Annotated in this window: 7 protein-coding genes and 1 pseudogene; 3 read left to right on the top strand and 5 right to left on the bottom strand. The window is 31.4% G+C overall.

Translation table 11 applies throughout. From position 1 onward, the window contains the following. Positions 1 to 346: 346 nt before the first annotated feature. Positions 347 to 1,072, bottom strand: a pseudogene (locus tag ACYSNM_RS12675) (RteC domain-containing protein). A gap of 1,109 nt (positions 1,073 to 2,181) precedes the next feature. Here ACYSNM_RS12675 and ACYSNM_RS12670 point away from each other — a divergent pair. The 3 genes from ACYSNM_RS12670 (at position 2,182) to ACYSNM_RS12660 (ending at position 6,469) form a co-directional block, all read left to right on the top strand. Next, positions 2,182 to 3,000, top strand: coding sequence for a hypothetical protein (locus tag ACYSNM_RS12670; protein WP_461757243.1), 819 nt, complete (start codon positions 2,182 to 2,184; stop codon positions 2,998 to 3,000). A 2-nt stretch (positions 3,001 to 3,002) separates the two neighbouring features. Continuing rightward, entirely contained in the window at positions 3,003 to 3,746 is a 744-nt protein-coding gene (locus ACYSNM_RS12665; protein WP_461757242.1) for a response regulator transcription factor, read from the top strand. A gap of 2,396 nt (positions 3,747 to 6,142) precedes the next feature. Next, the gene (locus ACYSNM_RS12660) at positions 6,143 to 6,469 is read left to right on the top strand and encodes a hypothetical protein (RefSeq protein ID WP_461757241.1); all 327 of its coding nucleotides are present in this window, start codon (positions 6,143 to 6,145) and stop codon (positions 6,467 to 6,469) included. A 48-nt stretch (positions 6,470 to 6,517) separates the two neighbouring features. On the opposite strand, the gene ACYSNM_RS12655 is transcribed toward ACYSNM_RS12660, so the two are convergent. The 4 genes from ACYSNM_RS12655 to ACYSNM_RS12640 are packed head-to-tail and all read right to left on the bottom strand — an operon-like array spanning position 6,518 to position 14,224. Then, the gene (locus ACYSNM_RS12655; protein WP_461757240.1) at positions 6,518 to 9,040 is read right to left on the bottom strand and encodes a S9 family peptidase; all 2,523 of its coding nucleotides are present in this window, start codon (positions 9,038 to 9,040) and stop codon (positions 6,518 to 6,520) included. Positions 9,041 to 9,050: 10 nt separating this feature from the next. Continuing rightward, positions 9,051 to 9,776, bottom strand: coding sequence for a hypothetical protein (locus tag ACYSNM_RS12650; RefSeq protein WP_461757239.1), 726 nt, complete (start codon positions 9,774 to 9,776; stop codon positions 9,051 to 9,053). 13 nt (positions 9,777 to 9,789) lie between these two features. After that, on the bottom strand, positions 9,790 to 11,169 hold the full coding sequence (locus ACYSNM_RS12645) for a RagB/SusD family nutrient uptake outer membrane protein (protein WP_461757238.1): 1,380 nt from the start codon (positions 11,167 to 11,169) through the stop codon (positions 9,790 to 9,792). A gap of 10 nt (positions 11,170 to 11,179) precedes the next feature. After that, positions 11,180 to 14,224, bottom strand: coding sequence for a SusC/RagA family TonB-linked outer membrane protein (locus ACYSNM_RS12640; RefSeq protein WP_461757237.1), 3,045 nt, complete (start codon positions 14,222 to 14,224; stop codon positions 11,180 to 11,182). Positions 14,225 to 15,099: the final 875 nt, after the last annotated feature.

The raw sequence follows: 15,099 nt of genomic DNA, 5'->3' as shown, positions 1-15,099 counted from the left end.
GTTCCATTAGAGCCGCCTCTAATGGGGCTTTTTTATTTTAAAGGTACCCTTTATTTACTTTTCTATTAGTTATGGAGGAGATTAAAAAAAAGGGTATGATTTATTCGTGTTGTATGTAGCTAGGTATTGTATGTAGCTAGGTATTGTATGTAGCTAGGTATTGTATGTAGCTAGGTATTGTATGTAGCTAGGTATTGTATGTAGCTAGGTATTGTATGTAGCTAGGTATTGTATGTAGCTAGGTATTGCATGTAGCTAGGTATTGCATGTAGCTAGGTATTGCATGTAGCTAGGTATTGCATGTAGCTAGGTGTTGCATGTAGCTAGGAGAGGTATAGATTTAGTTTTACTGATTGTTTTTTTGAATATGTTCATCAAGTTCTTTTTTTAGTAGATCTAAAAAAGGTGTAGTCTGGCTAGACTTTCTATTTTTCATTCTAAAAAAGGTGTGATGAATATTGGGCAAGGGCATATTAAATACTTCAGATAACCGCTGAGAAAGCTCTTTTATGGAGGTATGCTTTTTGTCAACGGCGCCCGCAATGTAAATGGCGTAGATTAACTCGGTGAGCGATGCCTTAGAATGAGTTCATTGTATAGTGTTGGGGTGTGGCTGGGTTTTGCTTTGTGGAATACTAAGTAGTTTACCTCGCAGATGCTTTAAAGTTTCTTTAAACAATAGGTGACAAGTTGCATTTAGCTCTAATAAAGTAGAAAAATCATTGGCATTATTCTTAAGTAGTTCTAGACTCCCAGAGTAAGTAACACAGTAGATAGATATACCTTTGTCCAAGGTGTAATAAAGAGAATCTAAATCAGTGCGACCACTTTTATAATACTCAAAATGCTCCCATTGTTTAATTAAGGCCTTATTCTCCTGTAAGATAATGTCATAGATGGTCTGGTAATAGGTGTTTTTGTGTTCTTCCGGGACTTTTTCGTATCCCTTATCTATTTCTTTTACCGAATTATAAAAGAATATTTTGCTAACCATAGTGGGTTTAACATGTTTGAAGAAAAAGATTTCTTCCTCTTGATTTGCGAATCCCTTCTGGTGATAATGTACCCACATCTGAGTGTACTTATCCTTTATAAAGTTTCTGATTTTTTTATGGAGCGATTTTCCAGCCTGTGGAGTAAGTAGGCATTGATGCTCAAAGTCATCGATTTGACTTAAGATACTTTTGTAATCCATAATGTATATATTTAGTTTATGATAGATATATGTAACTATATTGAAAGACAAAAGAAAAATAAACCAGTTAGCCCTACTGGTTTATTTTTTTAAGTTTGGTGCTTGAAAGATGACTCCAACATCTGGCATTGTTACTTTTTTTTTGGAAACAACAAGAGTTAATGCCTGTGAATAATAAAACCCATTATTTATTTTACTTTCACCGATGTAAAAATAATAGTTATATTTGATATAACTACTATCTTATTGGTTTTTAATGTGTTAAAGTTTAATGATAAGAATGTAAATGTTATTTTATGTAAATATATCCATGAAATTAACAGTTTTTCCCTAATTGTTGTTTCTATTTTTGGAAGGTCATAGTGGTAAAATGTACCAATATGTATAATTTTAATGAATAGTGTTTGTTCAAATTGCTAGAAAATGAGTTAAAATATACTTTTTACTACTAAAATGCAGTGTTGAAGTAGGAATTTATTAGATAACATAATATTTTCATAAATGTGCTAAAAATACCCTAAAAAGGGTATGTTTTAAATGATAAATTATTCCGAAATTTACGAGAATTATTTTCACTGGTTTTCTAAAAAGTCTTTATAGGGGCTTTACAGGGAACCTTTATGATCTTCACCTGTCTTGTAAAGTGCAGGCTTTACCTTGTTAAAACATAGGTATAATTACTAAGTTATTTGTATTATGAAAAGACTAGCCTTGATAAATAGCTCGAGTTTTTTAGCATCCTATTCTGTGCTAAAAAAAGATAGGATGAGTTTCTCTTTTAAAAGAGGCTTTGCTATTATCTATAGAGGCTATAAGCTGTTTTTAAAGCCATGGTGGATCTGATGCCATAGCTATCAATTTATGTAAAGAGTATTCTTTACATGGCTTACAACTCTTATGTAAGCTATTTTTCTTGAAAGGGAATCAAAAAGCAAAGTCCCCCGTGTTTTTGGATTTCTAATTTTTGACCCTTAAAAAGATTTTTTATGGAATTTTTCGATTTTATTATTTATGCATTATTAGTGCAACATTTGGTTATTGCACTTCTAATAGGACAATTAGCTGGCCAACTGGTTGGCAAAAAGAAGTTTTTAAGCGATAAACTAAAACACATGAAGGCAAAGGTGAGTAATGATCACCTTTTGGAAGAGCATATATCTATTGGCAACTTTATTCATGTTATTTTTAGTGAGTTAGAAATACTTATTAAAGGCGGTATGAATAAAGAAAAGCGCCTAGATATGTTTGAAATGTTATCTCGTTTTGTAGTGGTTAAACACCAAGAACTACGAGAGGCTCTTTTGAAGAAGTATGTAGTAGAGAAAGGTAAGAATCCCTTTCTACATATTTTAGAACGTTACTTAGAAGAAGTAGAGACCGACACTGCTGTAGATGTAACTCTAATAAACAACTCCACTTTAGAATTTAGCAATATAGATCATGCAAAGGCTTTAGCGGAACTCTGCACAGAGTTACTACGCAATATCTGCAATGTAAGTGATGCAATGGACGTGGAAGTTAAACTAACAGAGGATCAGGGAATCTTGAAGGTTCATATTAGCTTCGATGGAGAAGAGTTTTCTTTTATACACGAGAGAAATAATCCAGAAGAAGAGGATGATGATGACCTGTATGATATTATACATCCTGATGAGCTAGAGTATGGCTTTGATTTATTGGATTTAACTCCTGTGCGTTATTTGGGATTAGATTGCATTGATAAGCGCTTAAAAGAGCTGCAAACCACTATGGAACATGGTTATAAAGGAAAGACCAATTATTTCCTTCTTCAAATACGTTTGTAATTATGATAAACGTAGCAGTAATTGAAAAAAATCTAATTGTTTTAAATGCCTTAAAATATGGATTTGATAAGACAAAGGATATTAAGCTTGTGTTACATTGTGAAACAGGAGAAGATTTTTTTAACAACCACAGTAGCTATTCCATAGACGTGGTTATTGTAGAAGTTGGGGTTTATGGAACGCCAGATAAAGTGATGTTGGAGCTTTTAAGTGATATACAACAAATTTTACCACAAGCTGAAGTGTTAATATTTACTTCTCTTAGGTTTCTCTATGTAAAGCAGAGATGTTTAGCGCAACGCGTTAAAGGGTTTTTACCTAAACCCGAAGGTATCCTACTTATAAACTCTGCAATTCGGGATGTTTTTTCAGGGAAATGGTATCTTTCTAAAGATGCTTTCGATTTCTTGAATGTAAACAGAGATATCTTGAAAAACAAAGTACAAGTGTTGACCCCTGTACAGATTATAATTGTAGGTAAATTTGCTAAGGGGAAGCTTGGCAAGGAGATCGCTGCTGAATTAGGAATAAGTGAAAATACAGTATCTAGTCATAAAAAGAGTATCTACGAAAAATGGCATGTAAGTAATACACCTGAAATGCTAATGTTAGCAGTGCGGCTTAAGTATATCGATCCGAATAATCTGGAATTAGTAGATAAATTATTACCTACAAAACCGCCTTCTATAACTCTTGACAGTTTGAGTAAAACTATTCACAAAAGCAATAAATCTCCTTATGATTAAAGTGGTATCACAGCCTTAGTACTTAAAAGGCTAATAAGGGTAATTTCCCCTTTGAAATAGGACATATTTCATACCTCAGTTACAAAGAGGCAGTTGTATTAAGTAACTATAAGCCACCTAGAAATAGGTGGTTTTTTTATGGAAATAATACAAGGATAGTTATCACTTGATCTAAAAAAGTCTTTTTTAGTTTCTAATTGTATTTTCCTTCCTTAATGTAAAAAGCTAAATAATTGATTTTTAGGTAAATGAATCCGTAACGTGGTTTGCTAGGGGATATAGAGTGTACAGCGTATTTTGTAGCTCTAAATTAGTCCTCGATGGCTTAATTTACAAAAAATAAACAACAAAGTCAATACCCATTTTTAAAGATAAAAACTTGGAAAGATGGGGATTGATTTTACTTAATTCTCCACTTAATTTTACAAAAGTAAGTTACAGAAGTGTTCTAGAATTGAAAGATCCCATAGAACCAAGATCAAAAATATAAGCTAAAGAGATAGTTGAAATTACCAAACTCGTAATATCACGGGGTAAAACTGACCTAGTATAATAGAAGAAGTAATAAAAAAATACTAAGGTTTTTATTGTAAGCTATTAGCTACTAGTTAAGTCTAGGTGTAAATGACTTCTAGAAATAAAAAAAGGGGTGTTAGCTTGTTGTTAGTACTAGCACCCCCTTACAACTTTTTGAGTTGATGAGTAATTTATTTTTAAATACACTTGTAATATATTGAAAATAAGCTATATACGCAATAATTTGTAGTTTTTGTTTTAATTTAATGACAATTTTTGTCAGTTATTTAAAGTAACAAATAGATAGGTAGGATAAAGGTAAATTATACACAAAAGCTAAGTGTAAACTAAGTAAAACGTAAAATAAACACAATGCTTAAACTAAGTAAAGCATAAACCTAAGGGGAAAATGCCGCAGAGAAAAGGGAAAAAGGTGGGTTTGTGTACAATGAAACACAAAGGAATAAAAACATTTTATCCAAGGCTACTGCTTCTACTAAAAAAATAAGGGCAGAAATGAGTTAGTTTTCCGCCCTATTACATCTCAATGTGACTCATTTGAAAAAGTCTTGTGAAAAATTCATGTTGAATTACATCTAAGGTATTGATAATAAGTTGTATTGCAAAATAAATGGATAGTAAATTTTGTATAATATATAGTCTTATTTCTTGAGATAAGCGCATAGATAGTAGTAGAAAACAATAGATCTACTTTTCAAAAAAAGTATAGTAGGAAGGTATCTATCTATTGTTAAAAGAGAAATTCAATACAAAGTATAGCAGCGGCTGAATTGATAAGGCTATGTAGGTCTATACTGGGGCCATCGTTCTCTAGGAAGAAGTGAAGTTCTACTGTTTATTCAAAAGCAGTAAAATATTAAATAAGAAATAAAAGCTTGAAGTGACCTAAGGATAGGCTTAGAGGTAATTATCTTAGACAGTATACCGATTGATTTATAAAGATAAGTAACATACTTCTAAAAGTAGTATAAAAAAGAAAAGAGCGCCGTTTAAGAAGATACGCCGCTCTTTAAAAATACTAATTACTAGGTTACTCACTCCTAGTAAAGTATTTGAACAGAATAGTAATGCTAATATATTGATAATAAGTAATATATAAAAATTTATTTACTATTATTTTAAAAGAGGTAGGATAATTCATTGAAATAGGAAGCTCAATCTGATGTAAGAATGTATCAAAGAGTCCTACTTTCTAGCGGATAGATAAAAGTAAATAAGACATTACCTACTTCAGAAAGTAAGTACAGAGGTAGCTTAGAATCTATGTGAAAAATAGGTGTAAACACGTATTGCTATTAGGGTATTGATTGACTAGTTTAGATGAGCTTTTTTCTACAGTTAGACTGAAGATCTGGTTTATAGTAAATATGATATGTAAGCAAGATAAAGATAGAAGTGTAGTGACTGCTTTGTGAAGGAAAATCAAAACAAGGAAGCGTTTGAGCTTACAGGTCTAGAAAAGAAAAGTATAATATTGAATACAGATGTATATAGTATTAAATAGAGAAAGGGGGACCAGGAACTTATGGTAAGTTCTATTACAGGAAAGTTCTCTATTTATTATAAGGAAAAAGTGTATGGAAAAATGCTTGGATTTTGAATCCATTCACTTTAAAAACGATTGTTTAACCTAAAGCTAAGTTATAGACACTTAGACCAAAATTTATGAAGTGTATTATTAACGGATTAAGAGCTTCTTTATGTGATGCTTTTCAAAGGTTTTTTCACAGTTACATCTTGTATGTATTAGGATCTAAGTGTCTAAGAAATAGGCTGACATTAAAACGGATCAACAAACGCAGAAATATAACCTTGTAATAGTTTACTAAAAAGGAGTTTTTAACTAAACATTCTCTAAAATGAAAAAAATGTTTAAAAGCCTTTTCCTACCATTAGCGGTATTTGCGATGCTAGGTTTAGGTGCACTTACTTTAAGTGCTAGTAATATTACAGCGGATTCAGTAACAAGTACTGAAGCTGTAAGTATGCAAGCGGTGTATACCGGACCATTTTTCACTTATAATGGTGTTACTTATGATCCGATATCTGTTACTCCAAATCATTGTACAATAACACCTACAGATAATGGATTATGTAAGGTTGAAATCGAAGGAGAAGACGTCTATTTATATGGAAGAATAATGGTAGGTACTGTATGGGAATACAAACCGTTATATAATATTTAAATGGTTGAACTATTGAAGGCGCAAAAAATGCGCCTTCTTTTAATTATTTTACATGAAATTTTTACTTGGATCTACTCTGTTATGTATCCAATTTATTTCTTTACGATCTTTTAAATAATAATCAAACCATTCTATATAACGTTTAGTTGCATCTTTCGAAACTTCACTTTCAGTAAAAAAAGCATGTCCTACATCATGATAAAATAGAGCTAAGAATGCAGTTTGTTTATATTTTTTTAATGCCCAGAAGAACTTACTTGTCATTTCTGGTACTACATTTGTATCTTCTAATCCATGAAGCAATAAAATAGGTGTCTTAATTTTATGTGCATGAATGAGTGGTGAATTATCAAAGTATTTTTTGGGATTCTCTGCAAATGTTTGTTTCATTTTGTATTGTCCTCCTTCTGCTCTACCATATTCTGGGACTTGCCTAAATTTGTCACTATAACGATAATAAAAATCACCAATTAAGTCTGTAGGACCTGCAAAGCTTAGAATAGCAGCAAATAAATTACTATGACTCGCGATTAATGTGCTTTTGTAGCCGCCAAAAGATCCACCTGCTAAGCCTATTTTTTTTTCATCTATACTTGACTCTTCAGCTAATACTGCATAAATTCCATTTTCAACGCAATCTATAGCAGTAACTCCAGGCCCACTATCACTTACATAAGTATCTGGTGTAAACACAAAGTAATCGTTTTCGTTTAGCAGAGTTCTATTATAAGCACCTTGATTGTAATAAGTAGATGGGATATATTGATTCGGCTTGAGTTGATTGCTTTCCCATACTTTGTCATAAATAAAGGTAATCATTGGGAATTTTTTATTCGCATCGTAATTTTTAGGATAATAAAGAAAACCTTCTAACTCTACTCCATGACTATCTTTAAATTTGATACTTTTTTGTCTTTGCCAATTATAAGCTTCTTCCGGTAATGGTGTGTTTACCAAAGTAGAATTTGTGTTGTTTTGAGAAGCATTTATTGTATGAGGTAGATTATAGTTCTCTTCTAACCAAACTATAGTATTAGTAGGCTGATCAATAATGTTAGTGAAAATCTGTGATATTTTATTAGGGGTAAATTTTAAAATATTAACAGATTTATCGTCTTTAACCTTATAAATAGCAGTATTGTGATTAATAGTAACTGTGTAGACGAATGGTTTAGTTAAATCTATGAGTCCTTGGTGATTTATTTCATGAAATATTTGTCCGACAAAATTAAAATCTGCACTTTCTTTAAAGTTGCTTAATTTAGTTACTTTAGCTGTAGCTACATCTAGCTTAACAATATTATTACCTTTATTGAACACTACATACTTTGAGTCTGACGACCAAAGTGGTCTTTGCAAACCAATAGAATCTTTTTCAATTAAAGTCCTTTTTTCTGTAGAAGGGGTATATATTTCCCAATGATTTGAATTTTCTTTAGGATATAAAATGTGTGTGTTATCTGGAGAAATATATAATTGTTCCCCTGATATTGCCGATAGAATCTTTATTTCTTTTGAATTAATATTTTGAATATAATTGATAGTTTGTGGAAAAGGATGCTCAAAGAGATTATTTTCATATGGCTTACTATAAACTACATAGTTTGGTATGGTATTGCGTTTGTATTCTCTTCCAGAGTTAGCATCGAGTTTAATCTGTTGTTTAGTTTCGTATTTATAAACGATTACATAATTTTTGTTTTTAGGTATGTTTTTCATACGAGTTGGGATTATATTTCCACTATTGCTTGACCAAATCCTAATAAAATCACTTTCGGGTACTATGTCATTTGTTGAAATAGTGAAGCTTATAAAAAGATCATTATTGTTGTAGATTTCGGTTTCTAGATTCTCTAAGTGTTGATTTGGTAAATTTATCTGCCTGTATTCTTTTTTATTTATATCTATAAAAACTAGATTGTTTTTAGTTTTGAACAAAATACAATTTTGTTTTTCATTCCACTTTAGATTTGAAATTTCTTGCTCAGGAGAAAGAAGTAAGCTTGTTTCAAAATCCTGAAGAAAAATGGCATATAGTTTTTTAGAAGCCTTTTCTTGATACACTATGATGGATTTATTTGGATTTACATAATATGTATCAGCATTGGCTATGTGGAATAGCTGTTGATGTTTAGTTTTGTTTAATTTGATAATGCTCAGACCTCCATTTTTGTTTAATGTTATGATTATATTATTATTCTTATCTGAGTCAAATTGGACAATATTAGGGATCCTCTGTGTTTTTGTTGTATCACTGAGGTTGATAATAGATAAAATATCTTTATTCTGTTCTAATAGAAAGTCATCCTTTAAAAGGTGGTTGTAAAAAGTACTATTATTTTTGAAACTAAATTGCTGCTTAGTTTTTGTATTCATTAAAAAGCAATTAGAAAACCTCTTTCCTTTATCATTATACTTATTGTATATCAGCCATTTCCCATCAGGAGAAAGATGGTTGGGCGAGATCTTCATCGCTTGCAAGTGTGCAGGCTTATTTGAGTTTTGTGCACTAATAGGTGTAATATTTATCAAGAGTAGTATTGCGATAAATAGTATTTTAACTTTTCTCATCGTAAATAGTTTATAGGTGATAAGTTATTATTGTATCTTTTTCTATATAATTTGTTATTGTTGAATCAGTATTAGAGCTGATTGCAATTATAGAGTTTTGAGGAATGGTTATTATGAATTGACCTTCTTTGTTTGTTAAATGATGAGTAGTATAACCTAATGTTGTATAGTAAAAAGGAGACATTATCATAATATTTTCTAATGGTTTTCCTGTTTCTTTACTTATAACTGTACCAGCTAAAGTGACTAGTTTATTAGGATTTACATTGAATATTTCTTTGTTTTTATAACTTTTACTTACGATTTGTTCTCCAATTGATGAGTCGATTGGCTCTACGAGAAAGTTGACTATTTGATTGTTTTCAAAGCTATGTAAGTTATAAGAAGGTTTTTTTTGTTTATAAAAGTGGTGATAAGGTAAAAATTGTATTGTATCTCCTTTGTTGATTGTAATATTATAGTATCCATCTTTGTCTACAAATACTTTTTCATTTTCCCCCTTAGCATTTAGGTTTTTTTTGAAAAACTTCCATTTATTAGCAATATTTATTGTGTTGACTCCTTCTGGTGGTGTATTAGTGTTTTTTACAAGTACTCGACCTTGAATTGTAATGGTCCCATCTACATTTTGTAATAATGGATTACTTTCTATAATTGGAGTATGTAAGTTATCGCATGAAGTTATAAAGCCCAAGCAAATGCAACTTAGGCTAAATAGTAAATTTATTTTTTTCATAATATGATTGAAATTAATAACCAGGGTTATTTGGTAATAAATTTTTATTAATTAAGATTTGTGATTCTGGTATAGGGAATAATGAATTACGTGTTTTCCAAGTTGCTTTTGTTTGACTTAGTTCTTGTTGCAATTTTCCATTTCTCTTTAAATCGAAGAATCTATGTCCTCCTTCAGTGAAGAACTCCTTGTGGGCTTGTATTAATAATTCTTTTATAAAATTTTCCTTAGAAAGGTTTGTCGGTATAGAAGTAAGACCACGTTTAACTATAACTTCATTGAGAACATTTGCTGCTTCTAAAGTTTTATCTTGGTAAGCTAAGGCTTCGGCTAAGTAAAAATAAGCTTCTTCAAGGCGAAAAACCACTCCAAATTCATCTGTATTATTTTGGAGATTTTTGTACTTGTAAGGTTGATGATAAGTGATTCCGTTTATTGAATGATTATTTATCCACATTGTTTTTCTAAGATCATTATTTTCAAATGAATTATTAAAGTGTGTAGTTAATGAGGATGAGGCAGCTATAGTTGTAAATAAGTATAAGCTCGCTTGGTATGTTGTTTGAGGAAGTACAGCTGGACTTATTTGAAATATAGTACTAGTAGCATTTTTTTTAAAAACCTCATTTAGATCTGATTCAAGTTCATACAAAGTGTTATTTACAATACTATAAGCGAAAAACTCAGCTTTGTCATATCTTTTTTGTAAGAGATAATTCTCTGAAAGTAATAGTTCAGTTACTGCTTTATTTATATATACTCGATTATTACTCCTATAGGAATAATCCAGAAGATCAAGGGCTAGTATTAAGTCTTTTTCTATTAATCTTATTACTTCATTATATGAAGATCTTCCTATTGTTGTGTTATGAATGAAATTAGTTGTTGTTGTATAAGGAATATCTCCAAAAATCTTGGTAAGAGTTTGATAATAATGAGCTCTTAATGTATATGCTTCTCCTAGAAGTTGATTCTTATCTGTATCCTTTATAGTTGTAGAGCCAGATATTCCCTCTATAAAAGCGTTTAAAGAATAAATATCTTTGTATGCTTCATTCCACCAGTACTCACTGAAAGTTGGATTTTCTGCATCTATTTGATTTGAGAAAATCAAATGCAGATCATTTCCCAAGTATGTCAACTCATCAGTTGTAAGGCTGAGATTATAAGAGATACCAGTAGGGCCAAACGTAAATAAACTACTATCTATAACCCTAGAATAAATATAATTTAATGCGGCTTTTATTGTAGTAATATCTTCAAATACATCCTCACGATTTATTTGATCATTTGGGTAATCTATGTCAATATTATCTCTACAAGATGTCATTAGTATTGCTCCAGTTATTATAAAGTGCAATAGTGCTTTATTGAAAATTTTGGTTGTTATCATCTCTATATTTTTAAAAAGTTAATTGTAAGCCAAATGAAAGAGTTTTTAAAGGAGGCAGAAAACTAGGAGAAATAAACTCAGGGTCTAATCCATAATAGTTTGTAATTGTCCATAAGTTTTGGCCTTGTATAAATAATCGTAACTGATCTATTTTTAATTTTTTAAGGGAACACTCATAGTTTATAGATATGTTCTTTAGTCTAATGTAAGAGCTATCAGTAAGTACTTCATTACTGTTCCTATATAAAGAAGCTTGACTATAGTTGGGATCACTCCAATGCATAGCCTGAGTATATTTAGAACTTGGGTTGGTTTGGGACCATCTATTGTTAAAAGATGTAGGTTGATTTATCATGGCTGCACCGGGAGCGTTGTAGTAAGAGTAATCATAGTTATATGATTTCTTTTTCACGAATTGAAATAAAAAATCAAGTGAAATTTTCTTATAACTGATTGTATTATGTAAACCTCCAGTAAACTTAGGGTTTAGGTCATTTATGATTTTCTTGTCAAACGTAGTAAACTTACCATCTGTATCATAGTCTTCAAATTGATATTGACCTGTTAAGTTGTTTAAACCTTGGTAGTTATAAGATTTGTAAATATTAAGGGGTTTTCCTATTATAAATAAGCTACTCTGGGTTCCGTCTTCTAGTCCAGGATATGAAACAAGTTTGTTTCTATTAAACGCTATGTTAAAGTTAGTGGTCCATTTAAAGTTTGTTGATATGATATTGGATGAGTTAAATGTGAACTCCCAGCCATAGTTTCGAACTACTGCTGGAAAGTTAGAAGTAATCTTGTCAAATCCAGTAGTACTTGGTAAAGTATATCCAATAAGTTGATTGCCTGAACGATTATCATAATATGCTATAGAGCTGTTTAATCTATCTTTAAAAAAAGATAATTCTAATGCTGTTTCAAGTTTAGTGGTTTTTTCCCATCTATAATCAGGATTATAAAGTGCTATAGGTTTTAATGCACTACTATTAGCATATTGTCCAGTGTTAGTACTATAAGCATCTAAATAAGCATAATCGCCAATATTATCACTACCAGTTATTCCGTAACTTCCTCGTAGTTTAGCAAAGGATAGCCACTTCCAATTTTGAGTAAAATCTTCTTTAGTAAGTATCCAGGCAGCTCCCAAAGCTCCGAAATTTCCAAATCTATTATCAGGTGAAAATCGACTTGAACCGTCTCTTCGAGCTGTAATGTTTATAATATATTTGTGATTGTATATATAGTTTAGTCTTGAAAAATAAGCTAGATAATTATATTGGGTTGTACTATTTCCAATTATCTCTCTGTTTTTAGCTGCACCTATATTTGTTATTAATGAATTAGAAGAGAAATTAGATCCTGTTATTCCTAGAAAATTCTGGAGTGAGGATTGATATGTTATTCCTGTTAATAGATTAAAAGTATGCTTATTCCATGTTTTGTTGAAATTAAGTTGAGGTTCTATAATATATGAATAACTACTATTAATATTTTTGTTGATGTTAGAGTTTTCAGAAGTTGTATTTAAAGTTGGATTATGAATAGTATGTGGTGTAAGTTGTATTTCATTATAATTAAGAGAGTTTATACCTGTATCTATTTTAAAAGAAACCAAAGATGAAAAAGCATATGAAAGAGATGAATTTAATATAAAAGAGTTAATTTCATTTTCATAAGTCTTTCCTAGAGATGCAATAGGATTAGCAAAGGTTCCATTTTCCCAGTTTATTTCCCCTTCTGAAGTATACAAGGAGGGTGAATTAGGAGAAAGCTGAAGGGCATTTTTCGTAAGATCTGTTGCTGGTAGATTATTGTTTTGCTGGGAATAATTTATAGATGAGCTAATTAGTAGTTTGTTGTTTCTTGTACGCTGATTGAAATTTATTAAAGCTGAATTTCTTTTATACCCCTTATCCGTTGGAAATACAGTTGTGCTTTCATTGTGACTTAAGTTTATATTATAATTTGAAAGTTCGCTACCTCCTGTAACTCCCAGGGAAATAGTTTTATTTACAGCAGTGTTTCCAATTAATTCTTTTTGCCAATTCGTATATCTAGTTTGGTCCCAAGTACCGTTGATATCATAGTCTTTAGGACCATAGGTATTAACACCGCTATTTGAAAAGGCTTCTTTTCTCATTCGCAAATAGTCCTCTGTTCCCATCATATCCATATAATTAGCTACTTTACTATAACCAAGGGAAGAAGTAATAGTAAATTTGTTGTCACCTTGCTTTCCTTTTTTAGTAGTAATAAGGATTACTCCATTTGCCCCCCTTGAACCGTAGATTGCAGTAGCATCTGCATCCTTTAACACTTCAATATTTTCAATATCAGAGGGATTTATATTATTTAAAGGAGAGATGTTCCCTGGTAAGACCATTGAGTTTATATTATTACTAGTTTGAGAACCTAGATTATCTGATATAATTGGAATTCCATTTATAATATATAAAGGGGAGTTTTGCGCTGGGGAGATGCCTAAGAAGTTTCTACCTCTGATTTCAACTCTCATTGCACCTCCTGGAGCACCTGTTGCTTGGGTAATATTAACACCCGCCATTCTTCCTTGCAGTGCCTGTAAAGGATTTATTACTGGTTGTAGCTCAATGTCTTTAGCTGTAACTCTAGCGATGCTCCCTGTTCTTTCTTTGTCTTTTACTGAATAGTATCCAGCATTAACTATTACTTCTTCTAACTCTTGAGAGTTTTGCTGAAGTTCTAGGTCTATTATTCGCTTTTGGTTAATAGTTATTTCCTGACCACTGTATCCTATATAGGAAAATACCAAGGCTTCAGAGGGGCTTGCTTGAATGGAATATTTACCATCTACATCAGTAATAGTAGCTGTGTTTTTGTTTTTTACTTGTACAACAACTCCTGGTAAGGCTCCATTAAAGTCTTTAATGGTTCCAGTGATGGTTACCTTTTGTTGTTCTTGTTCTATCCTAGTTGAGATAGTGTTTGCATGGAGTAGGCTAGGGGAAAAGCAAAAGCTGAGTAAAGCCATAGCTATGCCATATCCATAGATTGGAGTAAAATTTGATTTCATAATTTTTAAATACTATTAAAAGGTTGGTCTTTGGTTTTACGCGCTTGTAGTTGTATTAGGCCACAACATTTACAAGGCTTTTTATTACCTAAACAAAAGGGGAGAGAATAGATAAAGGCTTTAAAGACATTTTTTTGGGTTAATTGTAATCTATTCCTAATCTCTTACATCTTTCTCAGCTCTCCCAATATGAGAAAGAACGGAAAAGGAATAGATATAGAAATGCATTTGGCGTTGAGGTTAGCTTTCTCAATGCGCTAGTTTTGGTTTGTTGGTGTTGGCTTGAAAAGAAGAAGTTAGGTTTGTGAGATACTTTATAACCTGTGATCTTTCGTTTAACTTAAAATACCTCTAACTTTTTTACATAAGAAAGCCCAATAGCAAGTGTCCAATTTGCATCCTAAGCTTATTTACGTCTTACCTTTCAAGCCTTTTGTCATAGGCTTATTGTTTTAAAAGGTTGGTTAATAAATAGTATATGTTGTAGAGTGCATCAATACTCTACAATAGCTTTATGTCTAGGTATAGTATAGTTTATACCTACATAGGATAATCGTCATTTTATGGACAATGCAATGGGCATTGTAGATGGTTTATTACACTTAAATAGTATAATACAAGGAGATATATGGGTTAAATAGAAATTTCTAGGTTGGTATATTACTCTCACTACTCTAAGGCTATTCTTAAGTAAGGAGTGTATTGTCTTTAGGTTGTTTGCAAAAGGAGAAAGGGCAATCATAGTCAGTTATTTTAATAAGGGTGGGCATGGATCTCCTGGGAAACCCACTAACCCCAACCCTATATTTAATATATAGCGATCAATAGCATTTTTAATACCTAGCTCTACCTACCAAAGCAGGTAGAGTATAGGT

Source organism: Myroides sp. LJL116 (assembly GCF_054871685.1).
This window is presented reverse-complemented; position numbering and strand designations above follow the sequence as displayed.

What these genes read in the sequence shown, in the direction of transcription:
- ACYSNM_RS12670 (WP_461757243.1), top strand. Translation starts at nt 2,182, where the DNA reads ATGGAATTTTTCGATTTTATTATTTATGCATTATTAGTGCAACATTTG.
- ACYSNM_RS12665 (WP_461757242.1), top strand. Translation starts at nt 3,003, where the DNA reads ATGATAAACGTAGCAGTAATTGAAAAAAATCTAATTGTTTTAAATGCC.
- ACYSNM_RS12660 (WP_461757241.1), top strand. Translation starts at nt 6,143, where the DNA reads ATGAAAAAAATGTTTAAAAGCCTTTTCCTACCATTAGCGGTATTTGCG.
- ACYSNM_RS12655 (WP_461757240.1), bottom strand. Translation starts at nt 9,040, where the DNA reads ATGAGAAAAGTTAAAATACTATTTATCGCAATACTACTCTTGATAAAT.
- ACYSNM_RS12650 (WP_461757239.1), bottom strand. Translation starts at nt 9,776, where the DNA reads ATGAAAAAAATAAATTTACTATTTAGCCTAAGTTGCATTTGCTTGGGC.
- ACYSNM_RS12645 (WP_461757238.1), bottom strand. Translation starts at nt 11,169, where the DNA reads ATGATAACAACCAAAATTTTCAATAAAGCACTATTGCACTTTATAATA.
- ACYSNM_RS12640 (WP_461757237.1), bottom strand. Translation starts at nt 14,224, where the DNA reads ATGAAATCAAATTTTACTCCAATCTATGGATATGGCATAGCTATGGCT.